Origin of the sequence: Mycolicibacterium alvei (genome assembly GCF_010727325.1) — a bacterium.
Lineage (GTDB): Bacteria > Actinomycetota > Actinomycetes > Mycobacteriales > Mycobacteriaceae > Mycobacterium > Mycobacterium alvei.
The window spans coordinates 2,399,238-2,418,636 of the sequence record NZ_AP022565.1; the positions used below are offsets into that span (position 1 = coordinate 2,399,238).

Annotated in this window: 22 protein-coding genes; 12 read left to right on the forward strand and 10 right to left on the reverse strand. The window is 67.1% G+C overall.

Annotation, left to right across the window (positions count from 1 at the left end; translation table 11 throughout):
* Positions 1-26 precede the first annotated feature (26 nt).
* Complete coding sequence (gene mycP, locus G6N44_RS11540) at positions 27-1,340, forward strand: type VII secretion-associated serine protease mycosin (RefSeq protein WP_163664074.1); 1,314 nt, start codon at positions 27-29, stop codon at positions 1,338-1,340.
* Here mycP and eccB read toward each other — a convergent pair.
* Positions 1,293-2,696, reverse strand: a complete 1,404-nt coding sequence (gene eccB, locus G6N44_RS11545; protein WP_163664076.1) for a type VII secretion protein EccB — start codon at positions 2,694-2,696, stop codon at positions 1,293-1,295. The genes mycP and eccB overlap by 48 nt on opposite strands.
* A gap of 64 nt (positions 2,697-2,760) precedes the next feature.
* Complete coding sequence (locus tag G6N44_RS11550) at positions 2,761-3,312, reverse strand: CGNR zinc finger domain-containing protein (RefSeq protein WP_163669849.1); 552 nt, start codon at positions 3,310-3,312, stop codon at positions 2,761-2,763.
* Between the two features lie 92 nt (positions 3,313-3,404).
* Here G6N44_RS11550 and G6N44_RS11555 point away from each other — a divergent pair, with 92 nt between their 5' ends.
* The 5 genes from G6N44_RS11555 to G6N44_RS11575 all read left to right on the forward strand — a co-directional run bounded on the left by G6N44_RS11555 (position 3,405) and on the right by G6N44_RS11575 (position 7,310).
* Complete coding sequence (locus tag G6N44_RS11555; RefSeq protein WP_163664077.1) at positions 3,405-4,442, forward strand: EamA family transporter; 1,038 nt, start codon at positions 3,405-3,407, stop codon at positions 4,440-4,442.
* A 25-nt stretch (positions 4,443-4,467) separates the two neighbouring features.
* Positions 4,468-5,130: a cutinase family protein gene (locus tag G6N44_RS11560; RefSeq protein ID WP_170309391.1), complete on the forward strand. Its 663-nt coding sequence runs from the start codon at positions 4,468-4,470 to the stop codon at positions 5,128-5,130.
* Between the two features lie 25 nt (positions 5,131-5,155).
* Complete coding sequence (locus G6N44_RS11565) at positions 5,156-5,836, forward strand: cutinase family protein (protein WP_163664078.1); 681 nt, start codon at positions 5,156-5,158, stop codon at positions 5,834-5,836.
* A 69-nt stretch (positions 5,837-5,905) separates the two neighbouring features.
* Positions 5,906-6,556 (forward strand): cutinase family protein, encoded by a 651-nt coding sequence (locus G6N44_RS11570; RefSeq protein WP_372508182.1) that lies wholly within the window; start codon positions 5,906-5,908, stop codon positions 6,554-6,556.
* An 82-nt stretch (positions 6,557-6,638) separates the two neighbouring features.
* Positions 6,639-7,310: a cutinase family protein gene (locus G6N44_RS11575; RefSeq protein ID WP_372508183.1), complete on the forward strand. Its 672-nt coding sequence runs from the start codon at positions 6,639-6,641 to the stop codon at positions 7,308-7,310.
* Between the two features lies 1 nt (position 7,311).
* Here the strand turns inward: G6N44_RS11575 and truA are convergent, their stop codons facing one another.
* From truA to infA, 8 genes are all read right to left on the reverse strand, one after another.
* A complete protein-coding gene (gene truA, locus G6N44_RS11580; protein ID WP_163664080.1) occupies positions 7,312-8,172 on the reverse strand; it encodes a tRNA pseudouridine(38-40) synthase TruA in 861 nt (286 codons plus the stop codon).
* Between the two features lie 16 nt (positions 8,173-8,188).
* Positions 8,189-8,716: a 50S ribosomal protein L17 gene (rplQ, locus tag G6N44_RS11585; RefSeq protein ID WP_163664081.1), complete on the reverse strand. Its 528-nt coding sequence runs from the start codon at positions 8,714-8,716 to the stop codon at positions 8,189-8,191.
* 59 nt (positions 8,717-8,775) lie between these two features.
* On the reverse strand, positions 8,776-9,828 hold the full coding sequence (locus G6N44_RS11590) for a DNA-directed RNA polymerase subunit alpha (protein ID WP_163664083.1): 1,053 nt from the start codon (positions 9,826-9,828) through the stop codon (positions 8,776-8,778).
* A gap of 78 nt (positions 9,829-9,906) precedes the next feature.
* Positions 9,907-10,512, reverse strand: a complete 606-nt coding sequence (gene rpsD, locus G6N44_RS11595; protein WP_163664085.1) for a 30S ribosomal protein S4 — start codon at positions 10,510-10,512, stop codon at positions 9,907-9,909.
* Positions 10,513-10,526: 14 nt separating this feature from the next.
* On the reverse strand, positions 10,527-10,940 hold the full coding sequence (gene rpsK / locus G6N44_RS11600; protein ID WP_004571524.1) for a 30S ribosomal protein S11: 414 nt from the start codon (positions 10,938-10,940) through the stop codon (positions 10,527-10,529).
* Between the two features lie 5 nt (positions 10,941-10,945).
* Positions 10,946-11,320 carry a 30S ribosomal protein S13 gene (gene rpsM, locus G6N44_RS11605; protein WP_163664087.1) on the reverse strand — a complete coding sequence of 125 codons (375 nt, stop codon included), beginning with the start codon at positions 11,318-11,320 and terminating at the stop codon, positions 10,946-10,948.
* A gap of 213 nt (positions 11,321-11,533) precedes the next feature.
* Entirely contained in the window at positions 11,534-11,647 is a 114-nt protein-coding gene (gene rpmJ / locus G6N44_RS11610) for a 50S ribosomal protein L36 (RefSeq protein ID WP_003879483.1), read from the reverse strand.
* Between the two features lie 85 nt (positions 11,648-11,732).
* On the reverse strand, positions 11,733-11,954 hold the full coding sequence (gene infA / locus G6N44_RS11615; protein WP_003418601.1) for a translation initiation factor IF-1: 222 nt from the start codon (positions 11,952-11,954) through the stop codon (positions 11,733-11,735).
* 330 nt (positions 11,955-12,284) lie between these two features.
* On the opposite strand from infA, the gene G6N44_RS11620 reads away from it, so the two are divergent.
* The 6 genes from G6N44_RS11620 to G6N44_RS11645 are packed head-to-tail and all read left to right on the forward strand — an operon-like array spanning position 12,285 to position 19,390.
* Positions 12,285-12,779 (forward strand): NfeD family protein, encoded by a 495-nt coding sequence (locus G6N44_RS11620; protein ID WP_179964515.1) that lies wholly within the window; start codon positions 12,285-12,287, stop codon positions 12,777-12,779.
* Between the two features lie 57 nt (positions 12,780-12,836).
* On the forward strand, positions 12,837-14,366 hold the full coding sequence (locus G6N44_RS11625; protein ID WP_163664091.1) for a flotillin family protein: 1,530 nt from the start codon (positions 12,837-12,839) through the stop codon (positions 14,364-14,366).
* Between the two features lie 35 nt (positions 14,367-14,401).
* Entirely contained in the window at positions 14,402-16,105 is a 1,704-nt protein-coding gene (locus tag G6N44_RS11630; protein WP_163664093.1) for an NAD(P)/FAD-dependent oxidoreductase, read from the forward strand.
* 33 nt (positions 16,106-16,138) lie between these two features.
* Entirely contained in the window at positions 16,139-17,608 is a 1,470-nt protein-coding gene (locus G6N44_RS11635; protein WP_163664095.1) for an ATP-binding protein, read from the forward strand.
* A 43-nt stretch (positions 17,609-17,651) separates the two neighbouring features.
* On the forward strand, positions 17,652-18,515 hold the full coding sequence (locus tag G6N44_RS11640; RefSeq protein WP_163664098.1) for an LLM class F420-dependent oxidoreductase: 864 nt from the start codon (positions 17,652-17,654) through the stop codon (positions 18,513-18,515).
* 23 nt (positions 18,516-18,538) lie between these two features.
* A complete protein-coding gene (locus G6N44_RS11645) occupies positions 18,539-19,390 on the forward strand; it encodes an LLM class F420-dependent oxidoreductase (protein ID WP_163664100.1) in 852 nt (283 codons plus the stop codon).
* The last annotated feature ends 9 nt before the right edge of the window (positions 19,391-19,399 follow it).

Here is a 19,399-nt window from a genome sequence, read left to right on the forward strand (position 1 = left end):
ACCGGTCAGGGGTGAACCGGTCAGCGGTGAACCGGTCAGGCCGGTTGGCCGCGGCGCTGATCGTCGGGCTTCCTTTGCTGCCCGCCGCTCCGGCCGCAGCTGTCGTACCGCCTGCCGTCGATGCGACCTTGCTCCCCCGACCGGCGCCGCCGGGGCCCGTCGAACGAACCGAACAGCGCCAACCCTGCTACCAATCCCCGGGCGGCACCACCACTGCGCCGGGAAATCGTCTGGGTCTGGAGGCGGTATGGCCGCTCACCCGCGGCGCGGGCCAGAAGGTCGCGGTGATCGACACCGGTGTCACGCGGCACCGGTTGTTGCCGCACCTGATCGGCGGCGGCGACTATGTGTCTCGCGGCGACGGCACCGCCGATTGCGACGGCCACGGCACGATCGTTGCCGGAATCGTCGGTGCCGCACCGAGTGCCGGCTTCAGCGGGGTGGCACCAGACGCCGTCATCCTGGCCATCCGGCAGTCCAGCAACAAGTTCGTCGCCGCCGGTGGCTCGACCGGTGTCGGTGACGTCAACACCCTGGCCATGGCCGTGCGCACCGCTGCCGACCTCGGTGCCACCGTCATCAACATCTCCTCTCCTGCCTGCGTATCAGCCACCGCCGCACCCGATGACCGTGCTCTGGGCGCCGCGTTGAGCTACGCCGTCGATATCCGCAACGTGGTGGTGGTGGCCGCGGCAGGCAATGTCGGCGCGGGCTGCACGCGGCAGAACCCGCCCACAGGACAGGACTGGGACAGCGTCCAGTCGGTATCCAGCCCGGGGTGGTACGACGCCCTGGTGTTGTGTGTGGGTTCGGTCGGACCCGACAGCACAGCATCGGTTTTCAGCCTGGCCGGCCCGTGGGTCGACGTGGCCGCACCGGGTGAGAATCTCGTATCCCTGCACCCCGACGGTGAGCGGTTGATCGACGCGATCGGCCGTGCTGCTCCGATTTCTGGGACCAACTACGCCGCGCCCGTGGTGGCCGGGGTTGCCGCACTGGTGCGGGCCCGGTTCCCGCAACTGAGCGCACGCGAGGTGATGCGCCGCATCGAGGACACCGCACGTACCCCGACCGACGGCTGGAATCCGTTGGTCGGGCACGGTGTCGTCGACGCCCTCGCCGCCGTCAGCGGCGGCACTCCGCCGTCTGTGTCCGCGCCGGCCGTCCCGGTCTCGGTGGCGCCGAGCGCCCCGGCGTCGATCGATTCCCGGCCCCAGCGCATCGCCTTCGGCGGCGCCGCCGTGTGTGTCGGCGTGACGGTCCTGACCGCGCTGATGCTGGCGGCCAAGCGGTTACGCCGGCGCTATCCGGACACCGGACAGCGCGTCGCGAGCGACTGAGGCCGCATCACGGTTGAGTTCTGGGCCACGCGGCAGCATGGCCAACATCGGCCACGGCGCGGGGACAGCGCTGGTCCCCAGACCGAGTTGTTCGGCGGTCTGCCGGTCGCGGATCCCGAACAGCACACCGAGATCGTTCAACAGGTACAGCGGTCCACCGGCAGCCACCTCGTGGATGACACTGCCTGCCTCCAGCAGCGCGCCACGGCCCGCCGGGATCTGCGCGCGGTCGATGTTCGGTCCCTCGCCATCGGCCTGCGCGAGTTGCACGCCACCACCCGGCAGCGAGTCAGCCATGGCCACAGTCGTATTCGTATCGAGCCCAGCCTGCCTCGGATCCCAGCGGGCGCACACCACCGCTTTTCCGCGAAGCAGTACCCGCTCCGGAAACCGGGCCACAGCGAGTCCGGCAGCGACCGGCACGTCGGCCACCACGTCGGCGGGAACGGCGGGCGGTTCGTCATGTGGCTGCGCCACGCTGAACCGGATGACGTCGGCTGCCACCCGGTCGATGCGTTGGAGCCCGTCGGCGAGTACGACGTAGAACTCGGCAGGACCGGCACGGACCACGCGGATCACGGTGCCCACCGTGAGTCCACCCAGCGCGGCCGGTCCGGGAGTGCCCACCCCCGCGATAGCGGGCGCCTGCAGGGCGGGAGCCTCGGGTACGGAGTCCAGGAAGGCTTGCGAAACAGGTTGGGCGAAAACACCTTCCAGATGCAACGCCCGCACGACGGCGATGTCGCGAAGATCCACCCGTGCCCGCCACCCGTCGGTGATCAGGTAGGTCGACCCTCCCACCGTGCGTGCTGAGACCAACAGCGCCTGACCGCTACCCAGCGCCACCAACCCGCGGTCGGGACGGCCGGCCAGCAGTACCGTCTCAGCGGGTTCGGTGCTGTCGCAGACGGCCCAGTCCGATTCGTCGAGGCTCAGCGGCCGGCCGAGCTGGGTGGGAGCACCCGGTATTCCGACCAGCGGCCCGCGGCGGAACTTCGCAATCACAGCATCGTTGACCACAACCGGATTCGCCGGTGTACCGACGATGAGCCGGGCCGAGGCGAGATTGAGCACGGGATGCACGGTGTCGTCCATCCGCACATACAGCGCGCCGGTGTCGCGCACCATCAGGATCGGCGCATCGCCGCGCACCGAGCCGGGACGCACCAGCGCGAGCACCACACACATCGCGATCGCGACGACCGCCAGTGCACAACCCGCGCCGTAGGCGACTGCCTGTGCGCGCAATGGATCGTCGAGCATGCGGGCGTCACCGCGAACCAGCGCATGAACCATGCGCCGCAACAGGAATCGATGCCCGTTGAGCTGTAGCCGAGTGGCCGATCGCCGTGCCATATGTCCCCCGTCGGCAACCCTAACCCGGCCGGGGACGGCGGAATTACACTGATTTACCCAGTCACTAGTCGGCGCGCTGACGCTGCCGATAGGCCGCGACATGCTGACGGTTACCGCAGTTGCCGGTGTCGCAGAAGATGCGTGAGCGGTTGCGCGACAGGTCGGTCAGCACCGCCGCACAGTCCGGCGCGGCACAGATCTTGAGGCGGCGCAGTTCACCGCCACGAATCAGGTCGGCCAAGGCCATCGCCATCTCCGCGCCCATACGCTGCGCCAGCGGATCGTCGACCGACGCCAGGTGCAGGTGCCATTCCGGCATCTCTGCGTGCCGGGTCAGCCACGGCGCCGCCTTGGTATCACTCAACAGGGCGTTGACCTGACGGACCGTCTCCTCCTCGTCGTCGGCCACCGCCCAGATATCCCCGAGGCGCCCGCGCAGGCTGCGCACTGCCGCCAGTTCGGCGTCGTCGCGGTCACGCCGCCCGGTCCAACCGAACTCGTCCAGGTAGGCGTTCAGCGCGGCCTGGTCGGTGAGCTGTTCGCCGTCCACCCGATCGGTGTTGACCAGCACCATCGCGGCCCGGAGCGTGAGCTCCGTGTCATAGGTGAAAAGCATTTGACTCATGACCCCCTGTCGCCGTAGCGTCGACGCTACGGTCATTACCATAATTCATTTCACTCATGACATACCCCCGGGGAGGTGTACCGATGACTGCCGAATCCCAGCTCGACCGCACGACCGCCGACAACCACTTCCGGCTCGGACTCTTGTTCGCCGTCAGCTCTGCGCTGGCGTTCGGCTCATCGGGCCCGTTCGCCAAAGCCCTGATGGAATCCGGCTGGAGCCCCACCGCGGCCGTCACGGCCCGACTCGCCGGTGGCGCACTCATCATGGCCGCGTTCGCCGGCGTCGTCCGACCCGGCTGGGTCCGCGAGGTGCTCGACCACGCCAAGACCGTCGTCGGCTACGGCCTGATCCCCATCGCCGGGGCGCAACTCTGCTACTACAACGCCGTCGCACATCTGTCGGTCGGCGTTGCCCTGCTCTTGGAGTACACCGCGCCGATCCTCGTCGTCGGCTGGGTCTGGGCCACCACGCGCCGCCGCCCCAGCGCCATGACCTTCGGTGGCGTGGCAGTCGCCATCGCCGGCATCGTCCTGGTGCTCGACGTGTTCAGCGGCGCCCAGATCAACCTCATCGGCGTGAGTTGGGGACTGGCCGCCGCCGTCTGCGCGGCCTGCTACTTCATGATGTCGGGCAGGGCCAGCACCGACGGCGACGGGCTCAGCCCGATCAGCCTGGCCGCGGGCGGCCTCGTCGTCGGCACCGCCGCGGTGGCCCTCCTCGGCGTCACCGGCGTCATGCCCCTGACCTTCGCCACCAATGCCGTGACCATCGCCGGGCACACCACCGCGTGGCTGGTGCCGGTGATCGCCCTGGGCCTGATCCCCACCGCCCTGGCCTACACCCTCGGCATCGTCGGGATCGCCCGGCTCAAGCCGCGCTTCGCCTCCCTGGTCGGACTGTCCGAGGTGTTGTTCGCGGTGCTGATCGCCTGGATCATGCTCGGTGAGGCCATGTCGATGAGCCAGGCCATCGGCGGACTGGTGGTGCTCGTGGGCCTGGCGGTGGCTCGTCAGGGCGATCGGGGCGAGCGGGTGGACCCCGAGACGCCGACCCAGGTCGAGCTGGCGACCTGGCCCGATATGGCCCTGCAGGAGACATCCGAACGGGCAAACGATTAGCCGCGGCTAAGCATTTTATGTGACGATGTCCCCCGTGAGTCTCTTCCGGAAGTCGGCCCGGGTGGCCGCGATTGCCTCAACCCTGGTCAGCGCCGCTTTGCCACTGACGCTCGCCGCGCCCGCCACGGCCGAACCGTGTTCCGATGTCGAGGTCATCTTCGCCCGCGGTACCAATGACGCACCCGGACTGGGCCGGCCCGGTCAGGCCTTTGCCGACCAGCTGAGCTCGCGACTCGGCGGCCGCACGTTCTCCACCTACGCGGTGAACTACCCGGCCAGCTACGACTTCCTGGCCGCCGCCGACGGCGCCAACGACGCCGCCAACCGCATCGCCACGCTGGCGTCCTCCTGCCCGTCCACCAAGGTCGTGCTCGGCGGCTACTCGCAGGGCGCCGCAGTCGTGGACATGCTGGCCGGCATCCCCCCGCTCGGCAACAAGGTCGGGGAGGTCGGATCCGCACCGCCGCTCGCGGGCGATCTCGTGCCTCAGGTCGCTGCGGTTGCCGTGTTCGGCAACCCCTCGGCGAAGTTCGGCATTCCGATCACCTCGTCGGTGTTCGGGGGCAAGGCGATCGACATCTGCAAGGACGGGGATCCCATCTGCTCGCGCGGCCGCAACCCGTTCGCGCACAGCGACTACGTCGGCATGGCTGATCAGGCCGCCAACTTCGTCGCCGGAATCGTCTGATCGGCAACAGAAGTTAGGATTCAGCGTGGCCTTTGATCTTGTTCGTCGTGGCACCGTGTTCGTGGCGGCAGCATTCACCGCTGCCGCCGCCGTCATCGCACCTGTCCTGACGCCCGGCTCCACCGCCGGACTCGGCGTAGGCCTCCCCATGGCCAAAGCCGCTGACTGCCCGGACATTCAGGTGGTCTTCGCCCGCGGCACCAATGACACGCCCGGTCTCGGCCGGATCGGCAACGCTTTCGTCGGCTCGCTGCGCAACAAGGTCGGTGGCCGTTCGGTCGGCGCCTACGCGGTGAACTATCCGGCCACCTTCGACTTCCTGGCCGCTGCCGGCGGCGCCAACGACGCGTCCGGCCACATCCAGTGGATGGTGGACAACTGCCCCGGCACCCGACTGGTGCTCGGTGGCTACTCACAGGGTGCGGCAGTGATCGACGTGATCGCCGCCGTTCCGTTCCCGGCCGTCGGCTTCAACGCACCGTTGCCGCCGAATGTCCCCGAGCACGTCGCCGCGGTCGCTGTCTTCGGCAACCCGTCGGCCAAACTCGGTTTGCCGCTGACCTCCAGCCCGGTGTACGGATCACGGGCCATCGACCTGTGCAACCCCGGCGATCCGATCTGCGGCGACGGCGACAGCGTTCAGGCACACCGGGCCTATGAGGGCCCGGCAAACGACGCCGCCAACTTCGTCGCCGGTCTGTTGTAGTCCGCGTCCGCTACGATCGCTGAGGTGTTCGAACTTCCTGCCAGCCGACTGCTTCGGCGCTGGTTCAGTGTGGCTGCCATCATTGCGACGGCGGTTGTCATCCTGCCCGCCGCATCGGCTGTCCTGCCCGGCTCCCCAGCGGTGGCCAATGCTGCCCCGTGTCCTCAGGTCGAAGTGGTGTTCGCCCGTGGGCGTACCGAGCCGGCCGGCGTCGGCACTCTCGGCAACGCATTCGTGAGCGCTCTACGCTCCAAGGTCAACAAGAACATCGGCGTCTATGCCGTCCGGTACCCGGCGGACACCGAAGTCGACATCGGCGCCAACGACATGAGCCAGCACATCCAGTCCATGATGAACAACTGCCCGGACACCCGGCTCGTGGTCGGCGGCTACTCGCTGGGCGCGGCGGTCGCCGACGTCGTGCTTGCCGTCCCGTTCACCGGATTCGGCTTCAAGAGCCCACTCCCCGCAGGCGCCGACAGCCACATCGCCGCCGTCGCGCTGTTCGGCAACGGCGCCGCATGGGTCGGTCCCATCACCAATTTCAGCCCGGTCTACGCCGATCGGACCATCGAGCTCTGTCACGGTGCCGATCCGATCTGCAACCCGGCCGATCCCGACACCTGGAAGAACAACTGGCCCGATCACATGGCCGGTGCCTACATCGACGGCGGAATGGTCAACCAGGCCGCGGATTTCGTGGCAGGCCGTCTGAATTGACGCCGACCGAGCGGTGGGGCCGGACGTTCGTCGCCGGATCGTTGCCTGACCGGCACCTATTCTCGACTTGGCCGTCAATACCATCGAACGCGTGATTGTCCGCCGGATGTTCACCGCGCTCATCACCACCCTGTCTGCCGTCGTGACGCCGATGGCGGTGGCCCCCAGCATGATCGGTGTTGCCAATGGCGTCGTGTGTCCACCGGCGGAAGTGGTGTTCGCCCGCGGCCGGATGGAACCCCCGGGCCCCGGTCAGGTCGGCACCGCATTCATCAATACACTGCGAGCACTCCGAGGTCCGAACATCGGTTTCTATCCGGTGAAATACCCGGCGGATACACAGGTCGACGTGGGCGCCAACGACATGAGCCGGCACGTGCAGTGGATGACCCGCAACTGTCCGAGCACCAAGCTCGTGTTGGGCGGTTATTCGTTGGGCGCCGCTGCCACCGATCTCGTTCTCGCCATGCCGGTTTCGGCATTCACCTTCAACAGTCCGCTGCCACGTGGCACCGACCGCCACATCGCGGCGGTGGCGTTGTTCGGCAACGGCGCAAACTGGGCCGGACCGATCACCTTGTTGAACCCGACGTATCAGAGTCGCACCATCGACCTGTGCCACAGCGACGACCCGATCTGCAATCCGAGCAGCCCGTACAACTGGCGGGCCGGATGGCAGGACCACCTGGCCCCCGGATACATCCGCTCGGGCATGGTGGCGCAGGCAGCCAGGTTCGTCGCCGCGCGACTCTGACTCAGAGTGTGCGCACGTCCCGGGTGACCGTGTTCCGGCCGGCCAGCTGATCATCGGGCGGGTAGTCGACCTGCACGAGAGTCAGCCCGCGCGCCGGCGCGGCGGCGAAATCACTGGACCGGCTCGTCTCCCCCAGCAGCCCGGCGGTCCACTCGGCTGACCGGCGACCTTCCCCCACTGCCAGCACCGCGCCGACAACCGAGCGAACCATGTTCCAGCAGAAGGCATCCGCAGTGACATATGCCGTCACATACCAACCGTCACGGACCCACTCCAGCCGCTGCAGGTCACGGATCGTGGTGGCCCCGGGACGGGGGCGGCAGAACGCGGCAAAATCGTTGAGCCCCAACAGTTCCCTAGATGCGGCGGCCATCGCGTCGAGATCGAGGGGTTTCGCCCAAGGGGTGACGAACCGCGTCTCGGCGGGCTCGGCCCCATAGGGGGCCAGGCTCAGCCGGTAGGTGTAGTGCCGGCGCAACGCCGAGAACCTCGCGTCGAAACCCGCAGGCGCCCGCACGATGTCGCGGATCCGCACATCAGTCGGCAACAGCCGCGCCAACCGTCGCACCAACGGTGCGAATTCGGCGTCGCCGGCACGAGTAGTCCGCGGGTAGGCGCAGGGAAGCGCGTCGGTCGGGATGTCGACGTGGGCGACCTGACCGGTGGCATGCACCCCGGTGTCGGTACGGCCCGCGGTGCGCGTCACCACTGCCGTGCGGAACACGGTCGAGAGCGCCTCGTCGATCACCCCGGCCACGGTCCGCTGACCGATCTGCACCGCCCAACCCGCGAAATCGGTGCCGTCGTAGGCGATGTCCAGGCGTAAACGAACATGCCCGCCACCGGAATCGATGGCGGGCATGTCGTTCAATACCTGGTTAGGACTTGGCTTCATCCTCGGCCGGAGCCTCGTCAGCCGGGGCTTCTTCAGCAGCTGCCTCTTCGGCCGGAGCCTCTTCAGCAGCGGCCTCTTCAGCCTTGGGCGCTTCTTCGGCCTTGGCCTGCGCGGCGGCGGCGCGACGAGCGCGGTCCGCCTCGGAGGTCACGGTCTTCTCCCGCACCAGCTCGATGACCGCCATGGGGGCGTTGTCGCCCTTACGGTTCTCGACCTTGATGATGCGGGTGTAGCCACCCTCGCGATCAGCGAAGAACGGGCCGATCTCGGCGAACAGAACGTGCACGACGTCCTTGTCGCGGATCTTCTTGAGCACCTCGCGCCGGTTGTGCAGCTCACCCTTCCTGGCGTGGGTGATCAGCTTCTCGGCGTACGGACGCAATGCCCGCGCCTTCGCATCGGTCGTCTTGATGCGGCCGTGCTCGAACAGCGAGGTGGCCAAGTTGGCCAGCATCGCCTGCTGGTGTGAGGACGACCCGCCGAGGCGAGCACCCTTTGTGGGCTTGGGCATTGCGACTATCTCCTAAATGGGGCCGGCCCCCGTATCAGGTAGGACCGGGACGGAATTCTTTAGAGCTGCTCGGTCTCGGCGTAGTCCTGGGTGTCGTCCAGGTCGTAGCCGGCGTCGCTGGTCCAGGTGCCGGTGGCGGCGTCGTAGCCGGCGACCTCGGACGGATCGAACGTGGCCGGGCTGTCCTTGAGCGAGAGACCCAGCTGGTGCAGCTTGATCTTCACCTCGTCGATGGACTTCTGGCCGAAGTTACGGATGTCCAGCAGGTCGGACTCCGTGCGGGCGACGAGCTCGCCCACCGTGTGCACACCCTCGCGCTTGAGGCAGTTGTACGAGCGGACGGTCAGGTCCAGATCGTCGATGGGCAGCGCGAACGAGGCGATGTGGTCTGCCTCGGCCGGCGACGGCCCGATCTCGATGCCCTCGGCCTCGACGTTGAGTTCCCTTGCCAGACCGAACAATTCGACCAGGGTCTTACCGGCCGACGCCAGGGCGTCACGCGGGCTGATCGAGTTCTTGGTCTCGACGTCGAGGATCAGCTTGTCGAAGTCGGTGCGCTGCTCGACACGGGTGGCCTCCACCTTGTAGGTGACCTTGAGGACCGGCGAGTAGATCGAATCGACCGGGATGCGGCCGATCTCAGCGCCCGAGGCCTTGTTCTGCACGGCCGGGACGTAGCCGCGACCGCGCTCGACGATGAGCTCGACCTCCAGCTTGCCCTTGTCGTTGAGGGTGGCGATGTGCATTTCCGGGTTGTGCACCGTCACGCCGGCCGGGGGCACGATGTCACCTGCGGTGACGGCACCCGGGCCCTGCTTGCGCAGGTACATGGTGACCGGCTCGTCCTCCTCGGAGGACACGACCAGGCCCTTGAGGTTCAGGATGATGTCGGTGACGTCTTCCTTCACCCCGGGGACGGTGGTGAACTCGTGCAGCACACCGTCGATGCGGATGCTGGTGACCGCCGCGCCCGGAATGGACGACAGCAGCGTGCGCCGCAGCGAGTTACCCAGCGTGTAACCGAAACCGGGCTCCAGCGGCTCGATGACGAACTTGGAGCGGTTGTCGGCGAGGGTTTCCTCGGCCAGTGTGGGTCGCTGAGAGATCAGCATGGTTGTTTCTCCTTCTCGGCACCCGCTATTTGATGCCATCGGGGGGTACTCGGGGGGCGGAGCCCCCCGAGGGGGTCATTACTTCGAGTAGAACTCGACGATGAGCTGTTCGGCGAGCGGCACCTGGATCTGTGCGCGCTCGGGCAGCTGGTGCACGAGGACGCGCTGGCGCTCCCCGACGACCTGCAGCCACGACGGGATCGGACGCTCACCCGCGGTCTGCCGAGCAACCTCGAACGGCAGGGTGTTGAGCGACTTTTCCTTGACGTCGATGATGTCGTACTGCGACACCCGGTAGCTCGGGACGTTCACCTTGACACCGTTGACGGTGAAGTGGCCGTGGCTGACCAGCTGACGGGCCATCCGGCGGGTGCGCGCCAGGCCGGCGCGGTACACCACGTTGTCCAGACGGCTCTCCAGGATCTGGAGCAGGTTCTCACCCGTCTTGCCGGCCTTGCGGTTGGCCTCTTCGTAGTACTTGCGGAACTGCTTCTCCATCACCCCGTAGGTGAAGCGAGCCTTCTGCTTCTCCTGCAGCTGGGTGCGGTATTCGCTCTCCTTGATCCGCGCGCGACCGTGCTGGCCGGGCGGGTAGGGGCGCTTCTCGAACGACTGATCTCCGCCGATGAGGTCGACGCCGAGACGGCGCGACTTGCGGGTGGCGGGGCCGGTATAACGAGCCATTTTCTAAATCCTCCCTAGACCCGGCGCCGCTTGGGCGGACGGCAGCCGTTGTGCGGCTGCGGTGTGACGTCGGAAATCGCGCCCACTTCGAGGCCGGCAGCCTGCAGCGAGCGGATGGCGGTCTCGCGGCCCGAACCCGGGCCCTTGACGAACACGTCGACCTTCTTCACGCCGTGCTCCTGCGCCTTGCGGGCAGCGTTCTCGGCAGCCAGCTGTGCGGCGAACGGGGTCGACTTACGCGAACCCTTGAAGCCGACATGGCCCGACGACGCCCAGGCGATGACGTTGCCCTGGGGATCGGTGATCGAGACGATCGTGTTGTTGAACGTGCTCTTGATGTGTGCCGCGCCGTGCGGGACGTTCTTCTTTTCCCGGCGCCGGGTGGTCTTACCGCGCTTGGCGCCCGCGGCCTTCTTCGGTGGTGCCATCGGGGTTACCTAGCCTTCTTCTTGCCGGCGATGGTGCGCTTGGGGCCCTTGCGGGTACGCGCGTTGGTCTTGGTCCGCTGGCCGCGCACCGGCAGGCCACGGCGGTGCCGCAGGCCCTGGTAGCAGCCGATCTCGATCTTGCGGCGAATGTCGGCCTGCACCTCGCGGCGCAGGTCACCCTCAACCTTGAGGTTGCCTTCGATGTACTCACGCAGAACCGTCACCTGATCGTCAGTCAGATCCTTGGTGCGCAGGTCCTTGTCGATGCCCGTCGCGGCGAGGATCTCGTTCGAACGGGTCCGGCCGATGCCGAAAATGTAGGTCAGCGCGATCTCCATGCGCTTGTCGCGCGGGAGATCTACGCCCACAAGTCTTGCCATTGTGTGCTGTTCCTCTTGTTTCGCTGCGGAGGTCTGGTCCCAGCCCGTTCCCATCAGCCCCTAAGGGCTCTCCGGGGTCCGGCCTCCGTGCCGGACGTGGATGAGTGCTCATCGCTATGAGCGGCGGATCCGCTCAGTGGTGCTGGGGATTCATCATTCAGTTGTGGTGAGACGGGCGGCGGCGCGACTACAGCTACTTCGCGCAGCCGCTCATCAGCCCTGCCGCTGCTTGTGGCGGGGATCGCTGCAGATCACCATGACCCGCCCATGCCGGCGGATCACCCTGCACTTATCGCAGATGGGCTTGACGCTCGGGTTCACCTTCACGGCTGTTCGATCCTTCTGGCTCTGTTGGTGGCGCGCAGGTACGCACGCCGCCGTTCTCGTCGTTACTGGTCGGGCTTCTATCGGGTCACTTGTACCGGTACACGATGCGGCCCCGGGACAGGTCATAGGGAGAGAGCTCCACCACTACCCGGTCCTCGGGCAGGATGCGGATGTAGTGCTGCCGCATCTTGCCGCTGATGTGGGCCAAGACCTTGTGTCCGTTCTCCAGCTCAATGCGGAACATCGCATTGGGCAGAGGCTCGACCACACGACCCTCGACCTCGATGGCACCGTCTTTCTTGGCCATACTTTTCGGCGATCCTTGCTTTCGTTTCGTAGCTTCATCAGTCGCAATGCAGCCCGTGGTGGTGCTGCCGCCGACCAACTTCACAACGTGAGCCGGATCGAGACGAAATTGCAGAAAGTCAGCAGTTCCAAGACGGGGCACGCAAAAAGTCGGCACGATAGCCGCACCGTTGGTCCACAATACCCGCTCGACGGCCTGCGCCAAAATCACGGCTGATCAGCTCTGGCGGCCCGATCTCCGCCCAAGTTTTGGTGCGCGGCGAGGCCGCAACTCAGGCCACAATGGTACGGACTGACCCGCGTCCGCGAGAACGGAGACCACGAGCCCGTGATGGCTGTCTACCTGGCCGCGTTCGTCGTCGGTGGTATCGCGGTACTGGCCGCCCTACTGCTCGCCGATGTCGGGCACGGGGACGGGATGCCCTTCCTGAGCCTGACCGGCCTGTCGGTCGCCCTGCTCGGCGCCGGCACCGGAGGCCTGATCGGCACCTGGCTGGGCCTGGGCACCGCCTGGTCCGCAGTCCTGGCCACGGCCTGCGCCGTGGTGCTGGTGTTCACCCTCAACGGACTGCTGTTGCCCTATCTACGCCGCCAACAGTCCAACTCACACCGGGCCCGGTCGTCCTATGTCGGTCTGCTCGGCACCGTCACCCTCGAGGTCCCGCCGGGCGGTTGGGGCGAGGTCTCCTTCGTCGATGTCGACGGCAACCGCGTGTTCTCCCGCGCCAAGAGCGACGAAACCGATGCGCTGCCCAAGGCGACCCGCGTCTATATCGCCGATATCGATCCGGACTTCGTCCATGTCGTCGCCGTTCCAGAAACCTGAGCCGTTCCAGAAATCTGAGTTCTTCCCGAGCACTGCCCCACCGAAAGAGGCCCAACAGTGTCCCTGCTGCTCATCGTCGTCCTGGTCGCCATCGCCGCGATCCTCATCCTTGTGGTGCTGCCGCTGGTCTACGTCAAGAACTACATCAAGGTGCCGCCCAACGAGGTGGCCGTGTTCACCGGCCGCGGCACACCCAAGGTGGTCCGCGGCGGGGCCCGGTTCCGGATGCCCGGCATCGAACGGGTGGACATCATGAGCCTGGAACCGTTCAACGTCAGCATCAACCTGCAGAACGCGCTGTCCAACAACGGTGTGCCGGTGAATGTCGAAGCCGTCGGACTGGTGCGCATCGGCTCGGCCGACGAGGCCGTGCAGACCGCAGTGCAACGCTTCCTGACCTCTGACCTCAACGAGCTGCAGCGCCAGATCAACGAGATCCTGGCCGGCAGCCTGCGGGGCATCACCGCGACCATGACGGTCGAGGACCTCAACTCCAACCGCGACAGCCTGGCCCGCAGCGTGGTCGAAGAGGCGGGCGGCGACCTGGCCCGGATCGGCATGGAGGTCGACGTCCTCAAGATCGCCGGCATCTCCGACGCGAACGACTACCTGAAGTCGCTCGGCCAGCGTCGTATCGCCGAGGTCAAGCGTGACGCCACGGTCGGCACCGCCGAGGCCGAGCGCGACGCCCAGATCCGGTCGGCCAAGGCCCGCCAGGAGGGGTCCATCGCCCAGGCCGAGGCCGACACCGCGATCGCCACGGCCAACCAGAAGCGTGATGTGGAACTGGCCCGGTTGCGCGCACAGACCGAGGCCGAGAACGCCCAGGCCGATCAGGCCGGACCGCTGGCCAATGCCCGCGCCCAGAAGGACGTCGGCATCGCCACCGAGCAGGCCGAAGCGGCCCGGGTACAGGCCCGCATCGAGGTGGAGCAGCGACGCGCCGAGCAGGCGCAGGCCGCTCTGCAGGCCGACGTGATCGCACCCGCCGAGGCGAAACGACAGGCCGACATCGCGCTCGCCGAAGGTCAGCGCCAGTCCACGATCCTGGCCGCCGAGGCCGCAGCCGAGTCCGAGCGCCGCAAGGGTCAGGCCGAGGCCGATGCCCGTAAGGCAGCTGCCGACGCGCTGCGCGTCGAGAAGCAGGCCGAGGCGGACAGCCTGCAGGCCAAGCTGGTCGCCGAGGCCGCGGGCAAGAAGGAACTCGCCGATGCACTGCGCGTCGAGCAGCAGGCCGAGGCCGCCGGTATCGAGGCCAAGCTGCTGGCCGAGGCCAACGGCAAGAAGGAGATCGCCGCCGCGCTCAACGGCTACTCGGCCGAGGCCGCACGCCTGCTGATGCTGCCCGATGTGCTGGCCTCGGTGGTCAAGGCGACCGAGGCGGCTGCCTCCCCGCTGGCCGAGATCGACCGACTGTCGATCATCGGCGGGTCCCGCGACACCCAGGACGCCGTCGGCGGGCTGCTCGGCATCAGTCCGCTGGCAGTGGCCAACGTGCTGGAGTCGCTCAAGGCCTCGGGCATCGACGTGGCGTCGATGCTCCAGGGGTCCAATGCCACCAACGGGGACAGCTCGCACACGAGCTGAGAAAACGCTGGCGGCGGGGCGCATAATCGGTAGCGATGACCGGCCCCGCTCCCCAGCCCCGTAATCCCGTGATCCTCACCGTCGATGACGACCCCGCGGTATCGCGTGCCGTCGCCCGTGACCTGCGCCGCCACTACGGCGAGCGGTACCGGATCCTGCGCGCCGAATCCGGGCAGGACGCGTTGGAGACCCTCAACCAGCTGAAGCTGCGCGGCGACACCGTCGCGGTGTTCGTCGCCGACTTCCGGATGCCGCAGATGAATGGCATCGACTTCCTCGAATCGGCGATGGATCTGTATCCGATGGCCCGGCGCGTGCTGCTGACCGCGTACGCCGACACCACCGCGGCCATCGACGCGATCAACCGCGTCGACCTCGACCACTACCTGCTCAAGCCGTGGGATCCGCCCCAGGAGAAGCTCTACCCGGTGCTTGACGAACTGCTGGAGGCCTGGCGCGCCGAGGGCGACCGGGCCATCCCGCACACCAAGGTGATCGGTCACCAGTGGAGTTCGCGGTCCTGGGAAGTGCGGCAGTTCCTGGCCCGCAACCAGCACAACTTCCGCGCGTTCACCACCGATGAGCCAACCGGCCGTCAGCTGCTGGACGCCGCCGGCCTGGACGGTATGCGGATCCCGGTGGTGATCACCGAGGGCGGCGAGACGCTGGTCGAACCCAGCGACGGCGAGCTCGCCGACATGCTGGGGCTGTCGACGACGCCCTCGCTGACCATGTACGACCTCGCGGTGATCGGCGGCGGTCCGGCGGGTCTGGCGGCCGCGGTGTACGGGGCCTCCGAGGGGCTGCGCACGGTGCTGATCGAGGGCACCGCGACCGGCGGGCAGGCCGGCCGCAGTTCGCGGATCGAGAACTATCTGGGCTTCCCGACCGGGGTGTCGGGGGCGGAACTGGCGACCTCGGCGCGCAGACAGGCCGAGCGGTTCGGCGCCGAGGTGATCACCACCCGCGAGGCGGTCGCCCTGGACATCGCGGGTGCGGCCCGCACCATCACCTTCGCCGACGGCGAGACCATCGGCGCCCGTGCGGTCATCCTGGCCACCGGCGTCGAGTACCGGCAACTCCCGGTACCGGGCTGCTTCACCGACCCCGATAACCCGAGCAACTATGTGGGCCGCGGCGTGTATTACGGCGCGTCGGTGGCCGATGCCTCCGAATGCAGGGGCGAGGACGTCTACATCGTGGGCGGTGCGAACTCGGCCGGGCAAGCCGCGATGTTCATGTCACGCGAGGCCAAGTCGGTGACGCTGCTGGTGCGCGGACCTTCGCTGGAAGCGTCGATGTCTTACTACCTGATCCAGCAGATCGAGCAGACCCCCAACATCTTCGTGCGCACCTGCACCGAGGTGGCAGGCGCCATCGGTAGCGATCTCGGTGGAGTCGACCATCTGGTGGGACTGGAGCTCGTGGACAGGCAGTCCGGCGAGCACGAGGAGGTGCGTGCGACGCGGCTGTGCTGCTTCATCGGCGCGACACCGCGGACCGAGTGGCTCGACGGTGTGGTGGCCCGCGACGACCACGGGTTCATCCTCGCCGGCCCCGACCTTCGCGACGTGTGCGGTTGGACGCTCGAACGTCCACCACATCACCTGGAAACAAGTGTGCCCGGTGTGTTTGTTGCAGGAGACGTGCGTGCCGAATCCGCCAAGCGGGTGGCGGCGGCCGTCGGCGAAGGGTCGATGGCGGTGATGCTGGTGCACCGGTACCTGGCAGAAGCGTGATGGCCGGTAAGGCCTGAGGAGTTGAGGACGGATATGGGCGAGACCTGCGTGCGGGACGAACTTCGGACACTGTTCCTGTTCGAGCACCTGTCCGACGAGCAACTCGACACCTTGTGTCAGGCGGGCAGCATCGAGATGTTCCCGGCCGGCCCGATCGTCACCGAGGGTGATCCGGCCACGTGCTTCTACGTGATGCTCGACGGTGAGCTGGTGATGTCGAAGCGCTCCGGAGGTGTCGACATCCAGACCAACCGCACCTCGATGCGCGGCGTGTACTTCGGGGCCTGGTCGGCCTACATCCCCGGCGAGGAACACATCTACGAGGCGTCGGTGCGCCTGACCACACCGTCGCGGGTGTTCGTACTGGACGCCAATGCGTTCGCGGGGTTCATGCAGTCCCAGTTTCCGATGGCGGTGCACCTGCTCGAAGGCCACAAGGTAGGCGGTCGACGGCAGAGCCAGCTCATCGGTCAGCGCGAGAAGCTGCTCGCCCTCGGCAACATCACCGCGGGCCTGACCCACCAGCTCAACAACCCCGCGGCGGCCACCGCCCGCGCCGTGGCCGACTTGCGCGAAGGCGTCGGCAAGATGCGCCACAAGCTGGCCATGCTCGCGGACGGCAAGTTCACCCCGCAGGCGCTGAAAATGCTGATAACCATCCAGGACGAAGTCGCCGAACAGGTCGCCAAGAACACGGGGCTGGAGCTTACCGCGATGGAGACCGCTGACCGCGAGGACGAGATCGGCGACTGGCTCGAAGCCCACGGCATCGCCGCCGCCTGGGACTACGCCCCGACCTTCGTCGAGGCCGGTCTCGACATCGACTGGCTGGAACGCGTCGAGGGGTCGATCGACAGCGTTGACTGCTCGGCCACGCTGCCGGGAGCGTTGGGCTGGCTGAAGTACACCATCGACAACGAGCTGCGGATGAACGAGGTCGCCGAGGCGAGCAAGCGGATCTCGGCACTGCTGGCCGGTGCCAAGCTGTACTCACAGATGGACCGCGGCGACTATCAGAGCGCCGACGTGCACGAGCTGCTCCGCAGCACCATGATGATGTTCGGGGACAAGCTCGGCAAGGACAAGCCGGTCAGCCTGGTCAAGGACATGGACAAGTCTCTGCCCGAATTACATTGCTACCCAGGCGATCTGAATCAGGTGTGGACCAACATCATCGACAACGCCATCCAGGCGATGGGCGGTCGGGGCACGCTGACCATCCGCACCTGCCGGGAGAACGACGACATGATCCGCGTCGAGATCGGTGACGACGGGCCGGGCATCTCCGAGGAGAACCTCAGCCGGATCTTCACGCCGTTCTTCACCACCAAACCGTTCGGTGAGGGTACCGGCCTGGGCCTGGACCTGGCCTGGCGCCTCGTGGTGGAGAAACACCACGGAGATCTGCGGGTGCAGTCCAAGCCGGGCGACACTCGCTTCATCGTGCTGTTGCCCTTGCAGGCGCCGGCACCGGACAGTGCGCCAGATCCAGAATCAGCGTGATTCACCAGGAATAGTCGCCGGACGCACCCGGGTTGAGAGATTCATGACCCAGACCAGCACCGGCACCAAGCCCGATCTCGGCGCGTACGGCGCGTTCGGCCACTACGCACAGTTCCAGCAGCTGTCGCCGCGGCAACTGCGGGACATCGAGGCGCTGGGCTACGGCGCGATCTGGGCCGGCGGGTCGCCACCCGCCGAGTTGGAGTGGATCGATCCGATCCTGGCCGCCACCGAGACCTTGCAGTTGGCCACCGGCATCGTGAACATCTGGAGCGCGGCCGCCGGCCCGGTCGCCGAGTCGTTCCACCGCATCGATGCGGCCTACCCGGGCCGGTTCCTGTTGGGCATCGGGGTCGGGCACCGCGAGGCGATCGGCGAGTACCGCAAGCCGCTCGACGCGCTCACCGATTACCTCGACAAGCTCGACGAGTACGGCGTACCGCAGCACCGTCGGGTCATCGCAGCGCTGGGCCCCAGGGTGCTGCAACTGTCGGCGGACCGTTCGGCCGGAGCGCATCCGTACCTGACCACGCCGGAGCACACCGCGCAGGCACGTGAGTTGATCGGTCCTGACGCATTTCTGGCTCCCGAGCACAAAGCGGTGCTCACCACCGACACCGAGAAGGCACGCGCCACCGGCCGCAAGGCACTCGACATCTACCTCGGACTGAGCAACTACCTCAACAACTTCAAGCGGCTCGGCTTCACCGATGAGGATCTGGCCAAACCGGGCAGTGACCGGTTCATCGACGCCGTCGTCGCACATGGCACGGTCGACGAGGTGGCCGCCCGGCTGCGGCAGCATCGCGACGCCGGCGCCGACCACGTGCCTGTACAAGTACTGACCTCACCCGACAAACTGGTACCCGCACTGGCCGAACTCGCCGGGCCGCTCGGCTTGGCTTAGAGGACCACAGACAGGACTCGCAGATGACCGAATCACTCTCACTGAAGCCGGATCTGGGTCGCTACGGGGTGTGGACGTTCGGGGCGGTGCAGCCGGAGCACGCCGTCGAGATCGAGAAGCTGGGCTATGGCGCGCTGTGGGTGGGTGGTTCTCCGGCGGCCGACCTGGCATTCGCCGAACCGATCCTGGAACGCACCCAGACTCTCCAGTTGGCCACCGGGATCGTCAACATCTGGACGGCCGACGCCAACGCGGTCGCCGAGTCGTTCCACCGCATCGAGGCCGCCCACCCGGGCCGGTTCGTGCTCGGCGTCGGCGTGGGTCATCCCGAACACACCGAGGAATACCGCAAACCCTATGACGCGTTGGTGGAGTACCTCGATGCGCTGGATGCCGCCAAGGTGCCGACAAGTCGGCTGGTGATCGCCGCGCTGGGCGACAAGGTGCTGAAGCTCTCGGCCCGCCGCAGCGCCGGCGCACACCCGTACCTGACCACACCCGAACACACCGCCCATGCCCGAGATGTGTTGGGCGACTCGGTGTTTTTGGCCCCTGAGCACAAGGTGGTCTTGACCACCGACGGTTCGGCGGCTCGCGCGATCGGACGCGATACGGTCAACTTCTATCTGAACCTGAGCAACTACCTCAACAACTGGCGTCGGCTCGGCTTCACCGAGGACGACATCGCCAAACCCGGCAGCGACAAGCTGATCGACGCGGTCGTGGCGCACGGCACTGCCGAGAACATCGCCGCACGTCTGCAACAACACGTCGCCAGCGGTGCCGACCACGTCACGATCCAGGTCCTGGGCGGTCCGGACAAGCTCATCCCGACCCTGGCCGAATTGGCCGGGCCGCTGGGCCTGAAAGGCTGACGCGGCCGG